At 64.8% G+C, this 20,179-nt stretch carries 25 protein-coding genes and 1 pseudogene; 12 read left to right on the top strand and 14 right to left on the bottom strand.

Translation table 11 applies throughout. The annotated features are described in order from the left end of the window. Positions 1-2: 2 nt before the first annotated feature. Positions 3-2,432 (top strand): autotransporter family protein, encoded by a 2,430-nt coding sequence (locus tag ACZ899_RS05710; RefSeq protein WP_234561157.1) that lies wholly within the window; start codon positions 3-5, stop codon positions 2,430-2,432. Here ACZ899_RS05710 and ACZ899_RS05705 read toward each other — a convergent pair. After that, entirely contained in the window at positions 2,429-3,052 is a 624-nt protein-coding gene (locus tag ACZ899_RS05705) for a LysE family translocator (RefSeq protein ID WP_234561156.1), read from the bottom strand. The genes ACZ899_RS05710 and ACZ899_RS05705 overlap by 4 nt on opposite strands. Positions 3,053-3,188: 136 nt before the next feature. On the opposite strand from ACZ899_RS05705, the gene ACZ899_RS05700 reads away from it, so the two are divergent. Both ACZ899_RS05700 and ACZ899_RS05695 read left to right on the top strand, forming a co-directional pair. Then, on the top strand, positions 3,189-4,004 hold the full coding sequence (locus tag ACZ899_RS05700) for an AraC family transcriptional regulator (protein ID WP_234561155.1): 816 nt from the start codon (positions 3,189-3,191) through the stop codon (positions 4,002-4,004). Between the two features lie 63 nt (positions 4,005-4,067). After that, positions 4,068-4,688 (top strand): LysE family translocator, encoded by a 621-nt coding sequence (locus tag ACZ899_RS05695; RefSeq protein ID WP_234561154.1) that lies wholly within the window; start codon positions 4,068-4,070, stop codon positions 4,686-4,688. Here ACZ899_RS05695 and ACZ899_RS05690 read toward each other — a convergent pair. Then, complete coding sequence (locus tag ACZ899_RS05690) at positions 4,666-5,361, bottom strand: metallophosphoesterase (RefSeq protein WP_234561153.1); 696 nt, start codon at positions 5,359-5,361, stop codon at positions 4,666-4,668. The genes ACZ899_RS05695 and ACZ899_RS05690 overlap by 23 nt on opposite strands. 74 nt (positions 5,362-5,435) lie before the next feature. Here ACZ899_RS05690 and ACZ899_RS05685 point away from each other — a divergent pair, with 74 nt between their 5' ends. Continuing rightward, complete coding sequence (locus ACZ899_RS05685) at positions 5,436-5,942, top strand: DUF3016 domain-containing protein (RefSeq protein WP_234561152.1); 507 nt, start codon at positions 5,436-5,438, stop codon at positions 5,940-5,942. 3 nt (positions 5,943-5,945) lie between these two features. Here the strand turns inward: ACZ899_RS05685 and ACZ899_RS05680 are convergent, their stop codons facing one another. Continuing rightward, positions 5,946-6,470 carry a DUF2867 domain-containing protein gene (locus ACZ899_RS05680; RefSeq protein ID WP_234561151.1) on the bottom strand — a complete coding sequence of 175 codons (525 nt, stop codon included), beginning with the start codon at positions 6,468-6,470 and terminating at the stop codon, positions 5,946-5,948. A 141-nt stretch (positions 6,471-6,611) separates the two neighbouring features. Between ACZ899_RS05680 and ACZ899_RS05675 the strand changes: the two genes are divergently transcribed. After that, positions 6,612-6,854, top strand: coding sequence for a hypothetical protein (locus tag ACZ899_RS05675; protein ID WP_232857649.1), 243 nt, complete (start codon positions 6,612-6,614; stop codon positions 6,852-6,854). A gap of 3 nt (positions 6,855-6,857) precedes the next feature. Here the strand turns inward: ACZ899_RS05675 and ACZ899_RS05670 are convergent, their stop codons facing one another. Continuing rightward, positions 6,858-7,358, bottom strand: a complete 501-nt coding sequence (locus ACZ899_RS05670) for a methylated-DNA--[protein]-cysteine S-methyltransferase (protein WP_203646608.1) — start codon at positions 7,356-7,358, stop codon at positions 6,858-6,860. Between the two features lie 150 nt (positions 7,359-7,508). Between ACZ899_RS05670 and ACZ899_RS05665 the strand changes: the two genes are divergently transcribed. Further along, positions 7,509-8,018 carry a GNAT family N-acetyltransferase gene (locus tag ACZ899_RS05665; RefSeq protein ID WP_234561150.1) on the top strand — a complete coding sequence of 170 codons (510 nt, stop codon included), beginning with the start codon at positions 7,509-7,511 and terminating at the stop codon, positions 8,016-8,018. Here ACZ899_RS05665 and fos read toward each other — a convergent pair. The 5 genes from fos to ACZ899_RS05640 form a co-directional block, all read right to left on the bottom strand. Further along, positions 8,009-8,419, bottom strand: coding sequence for a fosfomycin resistance glutathione transferase (fos, locus tag ACZ899_RS05660; RefSeq protein WP_234561149.1), 411 nt, complete (start codon positions 8,417-8,419; stop codon positions 8,009-8,011). The two genes, ACZ899_RS05665 and fos, sit on opposite strands and share 10 nt — an antisense overlap. A gap of 78 nt (positions 8,420-8,497) precedes the next feature. Beyond that, entirely contained in the window at positions 8,498-8,845 is a 348-nt protein-coding gene (locus ACZ899_RS05655) for a hypothetical protein (protein ID WP_234561148.1), read from the bottom strand. Between the two features lie 137 nt (positions 8,846-8,982). After that, entirely contained in the window at positions 8,983-9,522 is a 540-nt protein-coding gene (locus tag ACZ899_RS05650) for a GNAT family N-acetyltransferase (protein ID WP_234561147.1), read from the bottom strand. Positions 9,523-9,688: 166 nt separating this feature from the next. Beyond that, entirely contained in the window at positions 9,689-10,069 is a 381-nt protein-coding gene (locus ACZ899_RS05645; RefSeq protein ID WP_234561146.1) for a hypothetical protein, read from the bottom strand. Between the two features lie 274 nt (positions 10,070-10,343). Further along, positions 10,344-10,541: a hypothetical protein gene (locus tag ACZ899_RS05640; protein ID WP_234561145.1), complete on the bottom strand. Its 198-nt coding sequence runs from the start codon at positions 10,539-10,541 to the stop codon at positions 10,344-10,346. A 713-nt stretch (positions 10,542-11,254) separates the two neighbouring features. Here ACZ899_RS05640 and ACZ899_RS05635 point away from each other — a divergent pair. Beyond that, a complete protein-coding gene (locus ACZ899_RS05635) occupies positions 11,255-11,920 on the top strand; it encodes an SOS response-associated peptidase (protein ID WP_234561144.1) in 666 nt (221 codons plus the stop codon). A gap of 24 nt (positions 11,921-11,944) precedes the next feature. On the opposite strand, the gene ACZ899_RS05630 is transcribed toward ACZ899_RS05635, so the two are convergent. Together ACZ899_RS05630 and ACZ899_RS05625 are read right to left on the bottom strand one after the other, a co-directional pair. After that, positions 11,945-12,301, bottom strand: coding sequence for a VOC family protein (locus tag ACZ899_RS05630; protein ID WP_234561143.1), 357 nt, complete (start codon positions 12,299-12,301; stop codon positions 11,945-11,947). 184 nt (positions 12,302-12,485) lie between these two features. Beyond that, the gene (locus ACZ899_RS05625; protein ID WP_234561142.1) at positions 12,486-12,725 is read right to left on the bottom strand and encodes a YceK/YidQ family lipoprotein; all 240 of its coding nucleotides are present in this window, start codon (positions 12,723-12,725) and stop codon (positions 12,486-12,488) included. A gap of 111 nt (positions 12,726-12,836) precedes the next feature. Between ACZ899_RS05625 and ACZ899_RS05620 the strand changes: the two are divergent. The 3 genes and pseudogenes from ACZ899_RS05620 to ACZ899_RS05610 all read left to right on the top strand — a co-directional run. Further along, positions 12,837-13,044, top strand: a pseudogene (locus ACZ899_RS05620) (site-specific integrase); the annotation flags it as partial. A gap of 20 nt (positions 13,045-13,064) precedes the next feature. Beyond that, positions 13,065-14,651: an ABC-F family ATPase gene (locus ACZ899_RS05615; RefSeq protein ID WP_110738874.1), complete on the top strand. Its 1,587-nt coding sequence runs from the start codon at positions 13,065-13,067 to the stop codon at positions 14,649-14,651. Positions 14,652-14,824: 173 nt separating this feature from the next. Beyond that, the gene (locus ACZ899_RS05610) at positions 14,825-15,991 is read left to right on the top strand and encodes an MFS transporter (protein ID WP_203646628.1); all 1,167 of its coding nucleotides are present in this window, start codon (positions 14,825-14,827) and stop codon (positions 15,989-15,991) included. Here ACZ899_RS05610 and ACZ899_RS05605 read toward each other — a convergent pair. Both ACZ899_RS05605 and ACZ899_RS05600 read right to left on the bottom strand, forming a co-directional pair. After that, positions 15,950-16,999, bottom strand: a complete 1,050-nt coding sequence (locus tag ACZ899_RS05605) for an alpha/beta hydrolase family protein (protein WP_234561141.1) — start codon at positions 16,997-16,999, stop codon at positions 15,950-15,952. The two genes, ACZ899_RS05610 and ACZ899_RS05605, sit on opposite strands and share 42 nt — an antisense overlap. Before the next feature lie 148 nt (positions 17,000-17,147). Further along, on the bottom strand, positions 17,148-17,759 hold the full coding sequence (locus tag ACZ899_RS05600) for an FMN-dependent NADH-azoreductase (RefSeq protein WP_234561140.1): 612 nt from the start codon (positions 17,757-17,759) through the stop codon (positions 17,148-17,150). Between the two features lie 133 nt (positions 17,760-17,892). Between ACZ899_RS05600 and ACZ899_RS05595 the strand changes: the two genes are divergently transcribed. Together ACZ899_RS05595 and ACZ899_RS05590 are read left to right on the top strand one after the other, a co-directional pair. After that, positions 17,893-18,795, top strand: a complete 903-nt coding sequence (locus tag ACZ899_RS05595; protein ID WP_198743936.1) for a LysR substrate-binding domain-containing protein — start codon at positions 17,893-17,895, stop codon at positions 18,793-18,795. Beyond that, complete coding sequence (locus ACZ899_RS05590) at positions 18,788-19,165, top strand: MmcQ/YjbR family DNA-binding protein (RefSeq protein WP_232857676.1); 378 nt, start codon at positions 18,788-18,790, stop codon at positions 19,163-19,165. The genes ACZ899_RS05595 and ACZ899_RS05590 overlap by 8 nt, the downstream gene beginning before the upstream one ends. A 372-nt stretch (positions 19,166-19,537) precedes the next feature. Here the strand turns inward: ACZ899_RS05590 and ACZ899_RS05585 are convergent, their stop codons facing one another. Then, positions 19,538-19,960, bottom strand: coding sequence for a VOC family protein (locus ACZ899_RS05585; RefSeq protein WP_234561139.1), 423 nt, complete (start codon positions 19,958-19,960; stop codon positions 19,538-19,540). Positions 19,961-20,179: the final 219 nt, after the last annotated feature.

Below are 20,179 nucleotides of genomic sequence, written 5' to 3'. Positions count from 1 at the left end.
CCATGCGAATGCGCCTGCTGCTGACTCTCGCCACCCTGCCCCTGCTGAACGTGCCCACCGCCCAGGCGGCCTGCAGCTTCACCGCCGGAGCAGGTGACGATACGTACATCTGCGACAGCGGCACAGCAGCCACGTTGATTGACACCAATGGCAACAACAGCCTGAGCATGCCAGTCGGTGGGACAGGCCTCATCAGTGGCGATGTGACCTTCGGCGCCGGTACGGACCCTATCGACATGGCCTCCGGCAGCATCGGCGGCAACGTCGACCAGGGTTCGGGCATCGACGACTTCAAGATCAGCGGTGGCGTAATCGAAGGCAGCCTCAACCAGGGCGATGGCCTGGATACCTTCCACATGACCGGTGGCTGGATCAAAGGCACCTTCGACAGCGGCGACGATGCCAAAATGGATGCCGGGCAAATCGGCAACGTCAACATGCGCCTGGACGAAAACACCTTCATCATGCGCGGCGGCGTGATCGACCGGAACATCATCACGGCCTTCGACAAGGACTATGTGGAGATCATCGACGGCACTGTGGGTGGCAATATCAGCGTCAGTGGCGGCGACGACCGGGTGCTGGTGCATGGCGGCCGGATAGGCGGTGATGTGTTGCTCAGCACGGGCAATGACGCGTTCACCTGGGACGGTGGACGTATTGCCGGTCGCGTTGACCTTGGGCCTGGTGATGATCAGGCCCTGCTCAAGCGCCTGGACCAGGATGCACTGTCCATCCCCCTCGACGGCGGCGCAGGCGACGATGCGTTGACCTTCAGCGCCAGCCAGGCCAGCGGGGGCAGCCAGTACCTGAACTGGGAGCGGATTGCGCTGAGCGAGGGCAGCCGCCTGGAGCTGACCAACACCTTGCGCCTCGGCGATGCCGATACCAGTCGCGGCACGTTGAGCATCGATAGCGGCAGCACCCTGGTTTCCCGGCAAGGCGTCATCTCTGGGTTTGCCGCAGGCCAGCCGGCGACCGTGAGCAATGCCGGCACCCTCGACCTCGGCACCGGCCAGGATGGACTCGGGCACTTGACGATCCAGGGCAACTACGAAGGCGCCAACGGCACCCTGCGCCTTAACAGCCAGCTGGCTGGGGACGATGCTGCGTCGGACCGTCTGGTGGTCAGCCAGGGCGCCATCACCGGCAGCACCCGGTTGCTCGTCAACAACCTCGGTGGCACCGGCGCCGCCACCACCCAGAACGGCATCCAGGTGGTCGAGGCCCGCGACGGTGCCTCCAGCAGCGCCAACGCCTTCGTGCAGACCCAGACACTCTCGGCCGGCGCCTACGACTACCGCCTGTTCAAGGGCGGCGTGACTGCGGGCAGCGAGAACAGCTGGTACCTGCGCTCGACACTGGTCGCGCCACCTGCGCCCGCGCCGGGTGAGCCGCCCGTTACACCGCCCGTGCCGGCGCCGGCGCCCGGTCAACCCGATCTTCCCGACCCGGTGGCCGGCGAGAGCGTGCCGCTGTACCGCCCGGAAGTGCCCGTGTATGCCGCGGCCCCTCGAGGCGCCGCGATCATCGCCCGCCAGGCCCTGGGCACCTTCCACCAGCGCCAGGGCGACCAGCGGTTGCTGGCTGGCCAGGGCGCATTGCCGGCCAGTTGGGGCCAGGCCTATGGCGGCGCATTGCGCCAGCGCTGGAGCGGTACCGTCAGCCCGAGCCTGGATGGCGACCTGCAGGGCTTCAAGGTGGGCCAGGACCTCTATGCCACGGTCAGTGACAATGGCTATCGCCAGCAGATGGGCGTGTACGTCGGCCACAGCCGGCTGGACGCTGACGTCAAAGGCTTTGCCCTGGCCGTGGAAGACCGCCGCGTCGGCGACCTGGTGCTCGATGGCAAGAGTGTCGGCGTCTACTGGACGCTGGTCGCGCCGCAAGGCGGGTACCTCGACACGGTCGTCCAGTACACCGACCTCGATGGCCGGGCGCGCTCGGACCGCGGCGGCAAGCTGGAGCTCGACGGCCATGCCTGGAGCGCGTCGGTTGAGTCCGGCTTGCCGATTGCCTTGTCCGAGCGCTGGACCCTGGAGCCGCAAGCGCAGCTGATCGCCCAGAAGACCTCGCTGGACAGCGCCAGCGACGGCGTCTCACGCATCAGCCATGACGCCCAGGTGGAACTGACCGGTCGCCTTGGCGTGCGCCTGGAAGGCACTTTCAAGGCCAGCGGCGATCGCCTGCTACAACCTTACGCACAACTAAACCTGTGGCATGGCGACGGCGGTCGCGACACCTTGACCTTCGATGGCGTGGACAGGATCAAGACCGACTACCGTTACACCTCGGCGCAACTCGAAGGCGGCCTGGTGGCCCAGGTCAACCGGGCCTTGAGCCTGCACGGCGGCATGCAATACACCAGCAACCTGGATAGCCGCCAGCAGGAAGCCAGCGGCGTGAACCTGGGCGTACGCTGGCAGTTCTAGCGCCGTGCGGCGAGCAGGCCGATACCGGCGCAGCCGAGCAGCGACGCGCTGATCCGATTGAACAGCCGCCGTGGCCCGGGCCGCTCGAACCAGCGCTGCAGGTAGGCGCCAAGCCCCGCGTAGATGGCGATGGCCGCCCACTCCAGCAGCAGGAACAGCACGCCCAGTTGCAGGAACTGTTCGCTCACCGGCGTGGCGCTGCCCATCGAGACGAACTGCGGCAGGAAGGCGGTGAAGATCAGAATGGCCTTGGGGTTGCCCGCCGCCACCCAGAACTCCTGGCGCGCCAGTTTCCAGGTGCCGCGCGGCTGCTCGCCAGCCACCGCCGTCTCGCCGACCGGCGCCCGCCACAGCTGCCAGGCGATATAGAACAGATAGCCCGCGCCCAGCACCTTGATCGCCAGGAACAGGTACTCGCTGGTGTGCAGCACCACGGCCAGGCCCATGGCCGCCAGGGCGATCATGCCGCTGAAGGCGAGCAGGCGCCCGCCGCCGGCCATGCAGGCGGTGCGCAGGCCATAGCGGCTGGCGTTGTGCAGGGACAGCAGGTTGTTGGGGCCCGGCGCCATGTTCAGGGCGAAACAGGCGGGGATGAACAGCAGCAGGCTCGACAGGTCCATTATTCTTCTCCAGCGGGGACCGTCGCAGCGTCGCGTCTGGCGGGCGTGCGCGTCAAGCACAGCGGCGCGGCAAATGGCCGGAACAGTAGGTAGACGCTAGACTGGCGCCCTGCGTCCATTTCCAGGCTCCCTCGACATGCCCCTTCCGAGCAGCGAAATCTGGCACGATCCGGCCTTGCCCTATGTCGAGAGCCGACGCGCCTGCCACAGCCGCGCCTGCTACAAGGCCCACAGCCACCCAAGCTTTTCCATCGGCGCGGTGGATGCCGGCCAGAGCCGCTTCACCGGGGCTGGCGACGGACAGGTGCGCCTGACGCCTGGCACCCTGGTGTTCGTGCCGGCCCAGCGGGTGCACGCCTGCAATCCCGAACCTGGGCAGGCCTGGAGCTACCAGATGCTGCACCTGGACGCCGACTGGCTGCGCTGCCTGTGCCTGGAGTCGGGGATCGCCGCCGACCAGCCCGGCGCAGCGGCCCGGATCAGCCGCTCGGCAGCGCTGTACCGGCAGTTCTGCGCGCTGAACACCCTGCTGTTTTCCAGGGCGACGGCGTTCGAGAAAGAGGCGGCACTGGTGGCTTTTCTTGGCGACAACGACTTCTCCATCCATCCGGACCTGCCACCTGCGCCACCCATGCCGCCTTCGACACTGCGCGACCTGCTGGCCCACGCCGAGGAACAGGCACTGGCCGAACTGAGCCTCGACAGCCTGGCACGGCTGGCGGGCATGGGGCGCTATCAATTGATCCGCTCCTTCAACATCGCCACCGGCATGACACCCCATGCCTACCTGCTCAACGCCCGGATAAACAAGGCCCGGCAACTGTTGCGCCAGGGCCGGCCGCTGGCTGAAGTCGCGTATCGCCTGGGCTTTGCCGACCAGAGTCACTTCCAGCGGGTGTTCAAGGCGCATGCGGGGGTAACGCCGGGGGCCTACCGCGCAGCCTTGCAATAATCTTCAATACCCGCCCTATTGCCCGGTCACAGACTACGGTTTCCTCGTTCTGGAAGCCCGCCCATGCAACTGTTCCTGCTCATCGCCACCGCCCACTTCCTCGCCCTGCTCTCCCCGGGTCCGGACTTCTTCCTGGTGGCCCGGACCTCGGCCAGCGCCGGTTGGCGGGTGGCCAGTGGCGCCTGCGCAGGCATCGCCCTGGCCAATGGCGTGTTCATTGGCGCGGCGTTCGCCGGGGTGTCGTTTCTGCGCGACGGCAGCCCGCTGTTCGTCGCCTTGCAACTGGCCGGCTGCGGCTACCTGCTGTACATCGGGCAACTGTTCCTGCGCCATGCTGGAAAGAGCGGCCTGACGGGGGCTTGCGCCAACGCTTCATCGCGCGCCAGAGGCTGGCTGAACAGCCTGGGCATGGGCTTCGCCTCGGGCATCCTCAACCCGAAGAACGCGCTGTTCTACGCCAGCCTGGCGAGCATGATCGCCAGCAGCAGCACCTTGGCCAAGCTGGCCTACGGCACCTGGATGTTCGCCATCGTCCTGGCCTGGGACCTGCTGGTGGCCGTGGCCATCGGCAATCAGCGGGTGCTGCGCCGCTTCACCCGCGCCCTGCCCTGGCTGGAACGCGCCTCGGGGGTGATGCTGATCCTGCTCGCCAGCGGCGTGCTCATGCACCTGGCCCTGGGCTGAGCAACGTCAGCCCCCGCAGTTCGAGCAGGCTGAAATGGCCACGGCTCCAGCCGCCGGTGTCCAGGTGCCAGACATTGCCCAGCACCTTCACCTCCAGCACCGGCGTATGCCCGACCAGCAAGGCCCGCAGGCCCTTCACCGGCCGGCTGTCGCCCTCCTTCAGGCGCCGTCGCGACCACTGGCACACCTCGCGCACCTCGGGGTCATCCCCGGCCTGCAGGTTCATGCACAAACGCTCCCAGTCGTCGAACGGGCTGTCGGCGTGCAGCAGCCCAACCGGACCGTCGGGTGTGTCGACCTGCAACGCGATCGGCAACCGCTCGAACACCTCGACGAATCGCGCTTGCTCAGTTTTCGGCAGGTCGAGGAACCAGCCGCCGCCGGCCGCCCGGTACATGTCCAGGTCGACCCGACCACCGCGCAGGTGATTGACCGCCAGCGACTCGTGGTTGCCCTGCACCGCGTGGAACCAGGGCTTGGCCAGCCATTCCAGCGCCTGCGGGCTGGCCGGCCCGCGGTCGACCAGATCGCCGACGCTGAACAGGCGGTCGACCGCTGGATCGAATTCGACAGCTTCGAGGCATACTTGCAAGCGCTCGAAGTGCCCGTGAATATCGCCCACGGCCAGGTCACGCCCGCGGGTATTGGCGGTTATCCGCCGAAAAGCGCTCATTGCATCAGTCCTCTGCTTATGCCCCGTACCGGCGTAAAATAGGCCGGCAAGCCGCCCCACCCCGGAGGTGCATCATGCGTACCACCCTGGCCAGCGCCCTGTTGCTGGTGCTGGCATTCGACAGCATGGCACAGGGCACCCCGACCGCGCAGGTCGAGGTGCGTTTCGACCACCCGGAAAAATTCCGCGATGCCAGCCTCGACAACCGCGGCTACCCCCAGGGCGCCGACCCGCAGGTGATGAAGGCCATCACCCAGCACCTGCAGAAGCTCGGCCAGCGCTACCTGCAGCCTGGCCAGCAACTGGTCATCGACATCCGCGACATCGACCTGGCCGGGCGTTTCGAGCCGTGGCACAGCCAGGCCTACGATGTGCGCTTCATGCGTGAGGTCACCTGGCCCAGCATCGACCTCGACTACACACTCCAGCAGCCCGGGCAACCCGCGCTCAAAGCCCAGGAACACCTGAGCGACAAGATGTACCTCAGCCGCCCGGGACGTCTGGGCAGCAACGACCGGCTGTATGCGGAAAAGGCCATGCTTGGTGATTGGTTCCGTCAACGCTTCGCGCCGCCGTCCTGATCGTCACAACGCCAGCCGGCGCAGGGCGATGGGCGCGATCAGCCGATGGAACGGCGCCACCGGCAGCATATACAGGCGACCCAGCCAGTTGTGCGTGCGCACCACGGTGCTGACCAGCACCTCGCACCGTCCTGGGGCCGTGGGGCGGCGCATCAGGGCAATATGCACGTCCAGGTGATGATCGCAGTCGACCAGCAGCACCTCATTCACGCTGTTGCTGAGCAACGTGAAGATGCCCACCCGCTCTCCGGTTTGGTAGCTGTCCGGGGTGCGGGCCGGGTCGAAGGCAGTCAACCGCCCCAGGTTCTTCAGCCCGAACAGCCCGACCAGGCGGTTGCGCAACACCATCATGTCGTCGATCCAGCCAGGCATGCTCGCCATCAGGCGCAGGAAGTGCGCCATGGCTGGCTGCCCATCGTCCGCCAGGTCGATTGCCCGGCAATGACGAAAGCCCGCCTGCGCGGCATGGTGGGCGATCAGCGAGTCGGCGGGGATGGCTGCGGCATGGGTCATTGTGGTCTCGTCCATGAAATCGACACATCGGCGCTGGGAGTCTGCGCCCGTCGATTGTATCCTCGTCAATCGACGACATGCCAAGGACGGATGCACCATGAGGACCTGCACACTGCGATCGGCGCCACAGACGGGCACTGCCGGGTTATCGGCCATATGAAATACGTGCTGGTGATCCTGGCCAGCTATGCCAGCGTCTGGTACCTGGTGGGCACCCTGATTCGCGGGCGCCTGGCCGATATCGCCGAAGGCCTTCGCCATCGCCCGGACGCCCCACCTCCAGGCCAGTACCTGCGAGAGGTCGAAGCCCACGCCCGCCGCGCCCACCGCCACTACAGCCTGATTGCCGGCAGCATGTTGGCCCTCGTGTTGGCGCTGCTCTGCCTCTGGCTCGGCTGACGCCTAGAAATCTAGCGCCAGGCTCTGCCGCCCTTCCAGTGCCAGCAGGAACTGCTTGGCCGGCAGGCCGCCGGCGAAACCGGTGAGGCTACCCGAGGCACCAATCACCCGGTGGCATGGCGCGATGATCGAGATCGGGTTGCGCCCGTTGGCCGCGCCCACCGCTCGGACCGCATCAGGCTTGCCGATCTGCCTCGCGATCTCACCGTAGCTGCGGGTCTGGCCGAAGGGAATGGTCAACAACGCGGCCCAGACCTCACGCTGGAACTCGGTGCCGGCGAAATCCAGTTGCAGCTCGAAGCGCTGGCGTTGCCCGGCAAAGTACTCGCCCAACTGGCGGGCAGTCTCGCGCAGCACGCCGTGCTGGTCGTCGCGGTGCAGGTCGCCCAGGCGCACCCGGTTTTCCCGCTCGTGCTCCCACAGCACGGCGGCCAGCCGCTCGCCCCGCGCCACCAGGGTCAGGGTGCCGACAGGCGATTGCATGAGGGTGAAGGCACAGGACATGACAGGCTCCGGCAGGACGACGATCACTGCACTGTACCCATCGTGGCGCGCCGGCGCATCCGCTTTCTTGCCAGGTCATCGCCACTGGCCAGCCTGGACCTGCGCCCCGTACACTGGGGCGCCACTCGTTTTTCAAAGGATGGAAACACAGTGACCGACGCATCGCCCGACATCGTCATCGAACGGTTTGCCGAGCGGCACTTGCAGGGCATCGCCGCGCTCTACAATGAGCCGGCCGTGTGCCGCCAGGTGCTGCAGATGCCCTACCAGTCCGTCGAGGTCTGGCGCGAACGCCTGGCCGCCTACCACGAACGCCAGGTCCGCCTGGTGGCGGTGCACCAGGGCCAGGTGATCGGCAATATCGGCCTCGACCAGAGCACACGCATCCGCCAGGCGCACCTGGGCGAGCTGCTCATGGGCGTTGCCCAGGCCTGGCAAGGCAAGGGCGTCGGCTCGCGGCTGATGACGGCCATCCTCGACATTGCCGACAACTGGATGAACCTGCGCCGGGTCCAGCTCACCGTCTACGCCGACAATGAACCGGCGCTGGCGCTGTATCGCAAGTTCGGCTTCGAGACCGAAGGCCGGCTGCGCGATTACGGCGTGCGTGACGGGGGGTACGTCGATGCGCTGTGCATGGCGCGGATGCGTCAGTCGTAGAACGCCATGCCCGCGTAGGGTTTGACCCGACAGGCCGCCAGCCGCGACTGCAGATCGCCGACATGGGCTTCGAGCTGGTGGCCGTCCGGGTCGAGGAAGTACAGTGAGTCGCCCTCGCTGCTGTCCTGTTTCCACAGGCTCACAGCATGCTCATGCAAACGCTGGGCAAATGCCGCGAAATCGGTCTGGCGGATGGAAAATGCGTAGTGGGTGTAGTTGCGCTGCAAGTCGCCTGCCTCGATCTGGTCGACCGACAGGCACAACCAAAGGTCGCCCAGACTCAGGTAGGCACCACGGTCCCAACGTGCATCGAGCTTGAAGCCCAAGATCTGCTGATAGAACACGATGCTGTCCGGCAGGTTCGAAACAGCCAGGGTGAGATGGTTGAGTCCGTTCAACATGAGGGGCACCTGAGGTGAAGTGGGGCGGGATCGCTTCACGAGGCGCGATGGAAACTGGCGCGCCCCGCTAAGCTGCGATCATACCCGCGAACACATCAGCGCGGCATCGAGCAGGCGCCCCTTGTCATACCAGGCATCCCGCTGATACGCCGAGAACTGCTGCCGCCCGGCGGAGCCTTGAACCTTGACCAGCCCCTCGGCCTTGTTCGGGTCAGTGCTGGCGACAAATAGCTCCAGGGCGTCCTGGTTCTGCACGACATAGGTCGTGACCGTATCGGGAAGCTCGGCCTTGACGCAGTTCAGGTACTCCGGCGGGCTTTTCGCGGTCATGCCGAAGGTGTTGTCGCGGCCCGCACGGATATCGGGATCGTGTGCGCAGCCCACCAGCAACAGGCTGGCGGCCACTGCCATCATCAAACGGCTCATACAGACTCCAACCACCCCAGCAGGAAGCCCCGGACAGGGTCAGACACCTACCACCCTTTTTAATAGTCTGCTTACGATCTACAAGACTAGCTCCGGGTGATGGGCGCGGTAGGCCGGTTCGCTATATCGCATCGCTTTCAGGCCGGCCTGTCGATTCGGTAGAGCACGTGCGGCCGCAATGCATTGCCTTCAGGCACCGTCGGGTCGGGGAAGTCCTCCGCCGGATCCGAACGCATACCCAACCGCTCCATCAAAGCCCGCGACGGGGTGTTGATGCTGGAGGTGTAGCCGATGACCTGCCTTAGCCCAAGCGTTGACCACGCGTGCTCCAGACACGCGCTGGCCGCCTCGAAGGCGTACCCCTGCCGCCAGTGGCTGCGCCCGAGAATCCAGCCGATTTCGACCTGCGGGCCGCCCGGTATCTCATCCCCGGTCAGGGACAGTCCAAGCCCGCCGACCAGCGCGCCATCGACCTTGCGTTCGACGGCGACGAAACCGAAACCATGGACCTGCAGATGGTGATCGCAGTCCGCGAGCATCGACCGGGTTTCATCAGGAGACAGTATCGCGGGATAGTAGTAGCGCCTGACTTCGGGGTCGGCATTGACGAGAGCAAAGGTTTCGATGTCCCGCTCGGCCCAGGGACGCAGGACAAGACGCGGTGTTTCGATGAACATGGGTAGGCTGAAACTCCCTTCCACCAGGCACTCCTCGCATCGCCCCGGGCAAAAACCTACCCGCTCGATGCCTGTAAGGCGAAGGAATCTAGCACAGTCACAGGATTAAAGGCGCAAGACTCCGGTCATCGATCGACCGGAGTCCATGCAGGTCAAGCGAACCCGATCAAGGTTTTCCGAACACGTAGAAACTCAGGTTGGCCGAACTCTTGCCGGCGGCGAACAAACCACGCAGATTGCTCATCGAAACGCTGCGAATGTTGAAGGTCTCCTGGGCGGAGTAGTTCGCATCGATACTGATGTACTGCAGGTTCTTGTCGCTGCCGCCAGAGTAGTCCAGGCGCACCATGAACGTGCCCGCGCCGGCGGTGGTCCTGAGAATGAAGGATTTGTACTGCTGGATCTGCGCTTCGACGAAGTTCGCGCCGGCCCGCTCTCCTTCCTTGCCCTTCACATCGCAACGACCGCTGCTCAGGTAGGTATACCCTGGAGGTACCTGAACATCGGCGGCCAGTTCTTCATCAAAAGCCTTTTGTTGCTGTGCCATGACTCATGCTCCTTATGAGTGGGACTTGCTTACCGCACGGGTGAGTGTACTAGCGTCCAGTGGGTCGGCTTGTCCAGCAGACAAGCGGAACACTCAAACGAATACTTATTCGAATCAACAAACGCCCAGATAGATAAAGGGCCTGCCGTGAATGTTCAAAGGCCGGTATAAACCCCATGCCAAACAAGAAGGTTGCAGGCAGCAAAGCTACAGGCATCACCAGCGTGGGAGCGGGCTTGCCCCGCGATGCAGTGCATGGCACCACGAAGGTCACTCAGGGTCGTTTGTTGATCCGGACTGTCACGGCGCCGAAGAACATGAGCATCGAACCGACATACAGAAACACAAGATCAACGCCGGGGAGCGCGGCCGTTCCTGCAAGCCAGGCGACCAACAGGACCGCACCGACAATGCAGCGTTGCCGAGCGGTGAATCGCTCACTCGTGGCTTTTACACGGTCCATCCACGCCATCCACAGACTCCCGATCAGGTAAGCGGCGCAGCATATCACCCTGGCCACGCGCTACCACCTCGAGGTGAGCGACAATCAATCAACCCTGAACCGAACGACCGCCGTGCGCCTGGCCCCGATTCAGGGGGCTGTTCCCCAGGATTGGGATCAGGCACTGGCTTGCAGGAACATGAAGATCGCCACCACATCCACAGCCAGCACGGCAGCCACTACGAAGCTCATGAAATAGAAGTCATCCTGGAACATATTTGCTCTCCCCGCATAATCGGTTTCCTGGGTTCAAGCAACTCCCATTCCAGCCCGCCAGCGCCATTGGTCAGGCGAGACGGGTGTTTTGGGCAAACAGGCGTTTACTGATGGTCATGCCCTCCGGCTCTCGCAAGGATGCCCATCAAGGTGTGCCCCCATGAGATGCATCCAGAAGATCATCCAGCAGCGCCGTCGGCAGCTGCATGTCCACATTCCGCCCAGCGACTTGAAGGGAATGCAGTGTGGCGATGGGCCCGGCGCGGCGACACCGCTGCCGCCGCGAGAGGTTCGCCAGGCAGGAATGAGAAGAGCCGCGCTTGAGGGATCGACCACTGACTGAACAAGCCCCAAACCAGTAGTTCGGCAAGGCCCTGTGAGGGCCGACAGAGTTCCTGGCGCAGTCATCTCGCAACTGATGATCACTCGACGACCTACCCTTTGAGCTCAAGCAGGAGGGCTGGGAAATGTGCGGAAGACTAAGCCAGTATCGCGGGCTCCATGACTTCGTTGAGACCCTGAGCATGCCGCAGGCCTGGCGGAACAATATCGGTGAGCAGCCGCTCGGCAACTACAACGTTGCGCCGACCACGCAGGTCGCGGTGCTTAGGGTAGACGACGCAGGTCCGCGCGCGGACCTGGTGAGATGGGGATGGCGTCCACATTGGGCGACCGACCGGGCCACGCCGATCAATGCCCGCATTGAAAAGGTAGCGCACGGCGCCTTCTTCCGGGCGATATGGCCATACCGGGCCATCACCCCGGTGGACGGCTGGTATGAATGGGTGGATGAAGGCGGGTCGAAGAAGCAGCCCTACTACATCCACCGGCGCGACGGTCGCCCTGCCCTGTGCGCCGCCATCGGCCAGTTCGCCGGCAACGATCATGACGGGTTCGTGATCATCACCGCCGATGCCCAGGGCGGCCTGGTCGACGTGCACGACCGGCGACCGGTGGTGCTGTCATCTGGCCTGGCGATCGAATGGATGTCCGCCCCTTTATCCAGCGATCACGCCGAGCAGTTGCTGCTCAACCTGGGCGAGCCGGCAGAGACGTTCAAGTGGCACCGGGTGGGCGCTGCAGTGGGTAACGCACGCAACCAAGGGCAGGAGCTGATCAAGCCGGTTCAGTGAAGGATACAGATGGCTCGTTCCATCTCAATCTGCAGCTGTCCATACAGCCAGCTCATAGCCATCTAGGTCGATGAAATGGAATCGCTTTCCACCTGGGAACGAAAACACTTCCCGGCTGATCTTGCCGCCCGCCGCCACGACAGTGTTCTCGGCCTTGGCAAGATCGTCTGCGTACAGGATGACCAAAGGCCCTCCTGGCCTGACCGGCTCGCCCGTGGTCAAGCCGCCGGTAAGCCGACCATCACTGAACTCGGTGTATGTCGGACCGTAATCCATGAAGGTCCAACCGAACACCGCGCCGTAAAAATCCTTGCTGCGCTTGATGTCTCTGACGTTGAACTCGATGTTGTCGATCTGACGATCCCTCCCTCGATTGCTCATTGGCACCTCCCTGTTGAAGGCAGGAATCTACCATAGCCCGGCTACGGCCGCCTTCAATACCCGCGTAGACCCAGATACAGAATCGCCTGGGCAAGACCTGCTACAACTTTTGCCAGTCATGCTGGCGCTGGGCGGATGAAAAAGCCAGGCTGGATCACACCTCGATTTGGACGAGTCCGCTACGTTAAAGATTGCAGGTGTATTGATACTCGAAGGGAAAGAAGACGGTGTCGACCACCAGAGAAAACGGCGCGTCTAGCAGTAGAAAAGGGATCAGCTTTCCTTTGGATGTGCCTACCAGCCACCAATCGAACCTGAGGCCGATGTAAGGACAACGGTGCTTGTCATAATCCATGCGCATGGCGGTGGCCATGCATCCGTTCAAGCTGGCAATCAGCACCAGTAAAATCGCCTTGCAAATCACGTAACGTCCTTTTTGCGTCCTTGCACAGACCCCTATAGACGCCGTTGCGTGGCGTGGGTCACCCACTGGCGCCGATGGTCAAGAGGCTGAGTGAACTGGGGATCAGGAGAGCCCCCATACAACTGTCGTCACACCTATGCGACAATAGCCGCAATGTCTGGCCTCAACTCCCGCATTTATCACCCAACAGCTGGGTCACAGCGTGCGCATGCTGCTGTCGACGCATGCGCGTTGGCTCAACTCAAGCTCCGACTGGAGCGAGCTGGACACGCTCAGGATTGGTATCAGATCGGTATCAGCTGAAAATCCAGCCACGTAAGCTACTGATAGGTAAGCGCTTTGATCTCCACCGCCAATATCACCATGCAGTTCGGCTCCAAGCCCCTGTTCGAAAACGTCTCGGTCAAATTCAACAACGGCAACCGCTACGGCCTGATCGGCGCCAACGGTTGTGGCAAGTCGACCTTCATGAAGATCCTCGGTGGCGACCTTGAGCCGTCCGGCGGCCAGGTGATGCTCGAGCCCAACACCCGCCTGGGCAAGCTGCGCCAGGATCAGTTCGCCTATGAAGAATTCACCGTGATCGACACGGTGATCATGGGCCACGAGCAGCTGTGGAAGGTCAAGGCCGAGCGCGATCGCATCTACTCGCTGCCGGAGATGAGCGAGGAAGACGGCATGGCCGTCGCCGAGCTGGAAACCGAATTCGCCGAGATGGACGGCTACACCGCCGAATCCCGCGCCGGCGAGCTGCTGCTGGGCCTGGGTATTCCACTGGAACAGCACTTCGGCCCGATGAGCGAAGTCGCCCCGGGCTGGAAACTGCGCGTGCTGCTGGCCCAGGCGCTGTTCTCCGATCCGGACGTGCTGCTGCTCGACGAGCCGACCAACCACCTGGACATCAACACCATCCGCTGGCTGGAAACGATCCTCACGGCGCGTAACAGCACCATGATCATCATTTCCCACGACCGTCACTTCCTCAACAGCGTCTGCACCCACATGGCCGACCTGGACTACGGTGAGCTGCGTCTGTTCCCGGGCAACTACGACGAGTACATGACGGCCGCGACCCAGTCCCGCGAGCAGCTGCTGTCGGACAACGCCAAGAAGAAAGCCCAGATCGCCGAACTGCAGACCTTCGTCAGCCGCTTCTCGGCCAACGCCTCGAAAGCCAAGCAGGCCACCTCGCGCGCCAAGCAGATCGACAAGATCCAGCTGGCCGAGGTCAAGCCATCGAGCCGGGTCAGCCCGTTCATCCGCTTCGAGCAGACCAAGAAACTGCACCGCCAGGCAGTGATCGTCGACAAGATGGCCAAGGCCTTTGACGACAAGGTGCTGTTCAAGGACTTCAGCTTCACCATCGAAGCCGGCGAGCGCGTGGCCATCATCGGCCCCAACGGTATTGGCAAGACCACCCTGCTGCGCACCCTGGTCGGTGAGATGACCCCGGACAAGGGCGAAGTGAAGTGGACCGACAGCGCCGAAGTGGGCTACTACGCCCAGGACCACGCCCACGACTTCGAAGACGACGTCACTCTGTTCGACTGGATGGGCCAGTGGACCAGCGGCGAGCAGGTGATCCGCGGCACCCTGGGGCGCATGCTGTTCTCCAACGACGAGATCCTCAAGTCGGTGAAGGTGATCTCCGGCGGTGAGCAGGGCCGCATGCTGTTCGGCAAGCTGATCCTGCAGAAACCCAACGTGCTGGTGATGGACGAACCGACCAACCACCTGGACATGGAATCGATCGAGGCGCTGAACCTGGCGCTGGAGAACTATCCGGGCACCCTGCTGTTCGTCAGCCACGACCGTGAGTTCGTGTCGTCGCTGGCCACCCGCATCATCGAGCTGACAGCCGATGGCGTGGTGGACTTCAGCGGCACCTATGACGACTACCTGCGCAGTCAGGGCGTGGTGGTCTGATCCAACGCTGAGCAATCTTCATCGCGGGGCAAGCCCGCTCCCACAAGTGTCTCAAATACCCTTGTGGGAGCGGGCTTGCCCCGCGATGCGTTTAATTAGTTAGCCTGCTTCCTTTTCCACTTCGCAGCGGCCATGATGGGCACAGCCCCACCGCCCGCCCGCGAACGAGCCCCATGACCGCGCCACACGCCTCCAGCGTCACCCTGCAGATCCTCTCGATCGTCTTCTACACTTTCATCGCCTTCCTCTGCATCGGCCTGCCGATCGCGGTGCTGCCTGGCCATGTGCACGACCAGCTGGGCTTCGGCGCGGTGATCGCCGGCCTGACCATCGGCCTGCAGTATCTGGCCACCCTGCTCAGCCGGCCCTTCGCCGGACGGGTGGCGGACACCCTCGGCGGCAAGCGCGCGATCCGCTACGGCCTGTACGGCATCGCCGGCTGTGGCGTGCTGACCCTGCTGTCGGCCTGGACCTTGACCCTGCCCTGGCTGAGCCTGGCACTGCTGCTGGGCGGCCGGCTGTTGCTGGGCATCGCCCAGGGGTTGATCGGCGTCGCGACGCTGAGCTGGGGGATCGGCCAGGTTGGGCCGGAACATACTGCCCAGGTCATTTCCTGGAACGGCATCGCCTCCTATGGCGCCATCGCCATCGGCGCGCCCGCCGGCGTGCTGCTGGTGGGTGGCCTGAGCTTCGCCGTGCTCGGTCCGGCACTGTTGGGCCTGGCGCTGCTGGCCCTGTTGGTGCTGCGTACCCGGCCGGACGTGGTGGTGGTGCGCGGCGAACGGTTGCCGTTCTGGTCGGCGTTCGGCCGCGTCGCGCCCTGTGGCGTGGGACTGACCCTGGCGTCGATCGGCTACGGCACCCTGACCACCTTCGTCACCCTGTACTACCTCGAGCGTGGCTGGGTTGGCGCCGCCTGGTGCCTGAGCGCCTTCGGCCTGTGCTTCATCCTGTCGCGGCTTCTGTTCGTCAATGCGGTCAACCGCTTCGGCGGCTACAACGTGGCCATCGTCTGCATGGCCACCGAGGTGCTCGGGCTGACCTTGCTATGGCTGGCGCCGTCGCCGTTGTGGGCGATGGTCGGTGCCGGGCTGACCGGCTTCGGCCTGTCGCTGGTATACCCGGCCCTGGGCGTCGAGGCGATCCGCCAGGTGCCCAGCAGCAGCCGTGGCGCCGGGCTGGGCGCCTACGCGGTGTTCTTCGACCTGGCGCTGGCCATCGCCGGCCCGGTGATGGGCGCGGTGGCGGTGCACCTGGGGTATGCCTCGATCTTCTGCGTCGCCGCCCTGCTCGCCCTGTCAGGGGTGGGCCTGACCCTGCTGCTGGCCCGCCGCGGCTGAACGCTCGGCGGGCTCCGGCGCGCCCAGTGCCTGGCTGAAGAAAGCGCTGGTCTCGCTGCGCAGCGAGCGATGGATATGCCGACGGTCGACGCCCTCGGCGTCCTTGCACAGCACCGGCATGCGCTGGTGCTGCTCGTCGTCGCAGGGGGCCATGAACACGAAGTGGCCGGCGCCGGTCAGCAGGCGGTAGTCAGGCGTGACCGGCAGCTTGCGCGCCAGGGCATCGGCATTGTGCTCCAGGGCCAGGAGCTGGTCGTTGTCACCGCTGTAGATCAGCGCCGGCACCTGCACGCCGGCCAGGGCGTGGCGGCCGAACATCAGGCTCAACGGCGCCATCAGCATCACCGCGCCCACCCGGGGATCGGCGCGAGGCGCCAGCTCGCTGTGGTCGGCGATCAGCACGCCATGGGTCTTGCAGGCATCAGCATCACCAGGGCGTTGCTCGCAATAGCGGCGCAGGCGCTCGAGGTCGGGACGTGCGCCGGACAGGATCAGCGCGGTCTCGCCGCCGGCGGAATAGCCGATCACCCCGACCTTGCCATCGTTCAGGTACGGCGCGAGCAGCTTGTCGTTTCTCGCTGCGGTGATCGCGGCGCTGATCTGCAGGGGGCGGCCATAGAGGTTGCTGAGGGTACCCAAACGACTGTGGTCGCGGTTGTTATCGCCGGGATGAACCACCGCCACCACCACGAAACCCTGGCGGGCCAGGCCATTGGCCAGGTCGTGCAAGGCCATCGGGCTGCCGGTATTGCCGTGGGAGATCACCAGCAGCGGGAACTGGCCCATGGCTACCGGCGCCTCTTCGGCGACACGGGTCTGGTAGCCCTCGATGCGCACCGGATGCGCCTCGCCACTGGAGGGGTAGAACACCAACGCCTGCATGGGCCGGGCGTCCACCGGGTCGCTGAAGGTCAGGCGGTGCAAGCCGGCTGCCCACGGCGCCGCGTCGGCGCGGGCCAGCAGGCCGCCCAGCAGCAACAGCGCCATCAGCATGCGGGCTCGCTTCATCGCAGGGCGCTCCTCGTCGCAAGGCACTGCGCGGTGCTCAGGTATGGGTCCCAGCATAGAACCCGGCGCGCCGGCGGCACATGAAAACTGGATGAAAAAAGCCGACTGGCGCGCTGGGCGGCAGTCGGCTTTAGGTGCGCAATGGCGATCAGGCGACAGCGAACAGCTCACCTGCGATCTGCGCCTGGGCGGCGTCGATGGCCTTGGCACGGTGTTCCGGGCCGTAGGCCAGGCCGTGGGCGCGGACGATTTCCAGGTCGGTGATGCCGATGAAGCCGAGGAACACCTTGAGGAAGTCTTCATGGCCGACGCCGGTAGGCTGGCCCTGATGCAGGCCGCCAGCGGTGGACACCAGGATCACCTTCTTGTCGCCGCACAGGCCTTCAGGGCCGGCCTCGGTGTAGCGGAAGGTCTTGCCGGCCACCGCCACGCGGTCGATCCAGGCCTTGAGCTGGGTCGGCACGGTGAAGTTGTACATCGGCGCGCCGATCACCACGGCGTCGGCGGCGAGGAATTCTTCCAGGGTCTCGGCGCTCAACTTGGCCTCGTGGGCCTGGGCAGCGTCGCGCATCTCTTCCGGGGTGCCGGCGGCTACCAGGGTGGCGGCGGAGAAGTGGCTGATGGCGTCGGCGGCCAGGTCACGGTAAACCACTTCGAGGCTCGGGTCAGCAGCTTTCCAGGCCTCGACCACTTCGCGGCTCAGCTGACGGGAGGCGGAATTGTCGCCCAGGATGCTCGAATCGATATGCAACAGTTTCATGGGACTCTCCTGTGAATGAAGACCGCGGCGGTGGGCGATCACGATGGGAGCAATCCTATAGGCACATCGAATAGCTGATAAGTCGGTAAAAACGCGTTAGTTTGTTCCACTGATGGAACAATGAGACAGCCAAATGCAAGACCTCAACGACCTCTTCTACTTCGCCCGGGTGGTCGAAGCCGGTGGTTTCGCCGCCGCCGGGCGCCAGCTGGGCATCCCCAAGTCACGCCTGTCGCGGCGCATCGCCGAGCTGGAGGAACGCCTGGGCACCCGCCTGCTGCAGCGCACCACCCGCCAGCTCAAGCTCACCGCCGTGGGCGAACGCTACCTGAACCATTGCCAGGCCATGCTGCTGGAGGCGGAAATGGCCGACGAGGTGGTGGCCAGCATGTCCAGCGAGCCCCGCGGCCGCCTGCGGGTGTCCTGCCCGGTGGCCCTGGCCCACGCCTTCCTGCCGGATGTGGTTAGCCGCTTTCTTGCCCAGTACCCCCTGGTGCAGCTGGACATGGTGCTGCTCAACCGCCGGGTCGACCTGATCTCCGAAGGCATCGACGTGGCCCTGCGGGTACGCGACCTGGGTGACGAGGACCCGGCGCTGGTCACCCGCCGCCTGCGCCAGGCGCAGATGCAGCTGGTGGCAGCGCCTGGCTTCGCCGACCATATCCGCGAACCCGCCGAGCTGGCCAGCCTGCCAGTGCTAGGCGCGGCCGAGGCCGACCGCCTGGTGCACTTCCGTTTGCATGGGCCGCACGGGCGCCAGGAGGACGTTGCCCTGGAGCCGCGGCTGGCCATCGACGACTTCGTCGTGCGCAACGCCGCGGTACGCGCCGGGCTGGGCTTCACCGCCCTGCCGTCGATGTTCTGCGAGGAGGAACTGGCCCGTGGCGAACTGGTGCGCCTGCTGCCAGACTGGTCGCTGCCCGGCGGCTACCTGCAGGCGGTCTACCCGCACCGCCGCGGCCTGCTGCCGGCGGTACGCGCGTGGATCGATCACCTGGCGGTCTCGTTCGAGGCCTGTGGAGAGCGTTATGTCTGAGAAAAGGATGTCCGAGGATCAGGTGGCGGCGCTGTGCCTGGCCCTGCCCGGGGCGCGGGAAGACTATAAATGGGGCGGCATCCGGGTGTTCTCGGTGGCCGGCAACAAGATGTTCGCCGTGCAGGACCTGGGCGGCGCCGGCTTGTCGTTCAAGGTGGCCGACGAGCTGTTCCTCGGCTACTGCGACCGCCCCGGCATTCGCCCGGCGCCCTACCTGGCGCGGGCGAAATGGATCAGCATGCTGCCGCCCTACCCCATGGGCCGCGACGAGCTGAGCGACCTGCTGCGCCGGTCGCACCAATTGGTGGTGGGGCGGTTGCCCAAGGGTCAGCAGGTTGGGTTGTTGCTTGGGGCGGACGAGGTTCCTTAGGGTGATCGGCGTTGTAGTTGCAGCGCCTGTCAAATCGAGCGCCGCCCGCGCGGCGCATCGCGACGCAAGGCCGCTCCCACATTTGTTGCAACGTGCCGAACCTGTCAGGCCATGGTTGCCCGCCTTGGCGCATGTCTTGAGACAGGTGGAGCGGCAGTGGTGACCAAGCTGAAACCGCGTCGGACCAACAAGGCGGACCCGGTAATGGCACAGGACTGACTGGCCCGAAACAGATGTGGGAGCGGCCTTGCGTCGCGATGCGCCGCGCGGGCGGCGCTCGATCTGATAGGCGCTGCAAGGGTTGCGGCGGACATCTGGTAGCCCTCACTCGATCAACAGCCCTAGCGCCCAAAAAACTTGAAAGGCCTGGTTCTAAAACTCCCTACCCAACGGCGGCCCCTTGAGTTCGACCCGATTGCCATCAGGGTCATAGCAATACAGCGAGACACCCTCGCCTTCAGCCCCGTAGCGTTTCTGCGCGGCCTCGACCCGTACCCCGGCCTCGCGCAGCAGTGCGCTCAGCGACGGTTCGTCGAACGGCTCGATGCGCAGGCAGAAATGATCGACATTGTGCCCGGTCGGGCCGGGCTGCGCGCCGCCCTGGCGCCCCAGCGGGCCGTCGATCGCCACCAGGTCGATCAGGCCGTCGCCGGCCCCCAGGTGGATCATGCCCAGCGAATCCCGGCGTTTGCGCACCGGACAGCCAAGCAGTTCATGGTAGAAGGCCAGGCTGCGCTGCAGATCGCCGACGCGCAGGACCAGGTGGTCGATATGCAGGATGGTGAAAGCTGGCATGGCAGTGCTCCACGTTCAGGCTTTGCCTAGACCATAGCAGCGTCCCCGCCGACTGACCCTAGGCCGTCGCCGTCAATGGCCGACGGTGAGTCCGCCGCAGATGCTGTGGGCCAAACGGTCTGGGGCGTGTCAGCCATCACCCTGGCGGCGGCTCAATTATGTACCGCCCGAGACCTTGCCACCTGCACTTGAATGGCCGCTCCCCTTCATTGGAATGCG

This window comes from Pseudomonas sp. TE31087 (assembly GCF_057284075.1).
Note: the sequence above shows the minus strand (reverse complement) of the source record. Positions and strands in the feature narration are given on the sequence as shown.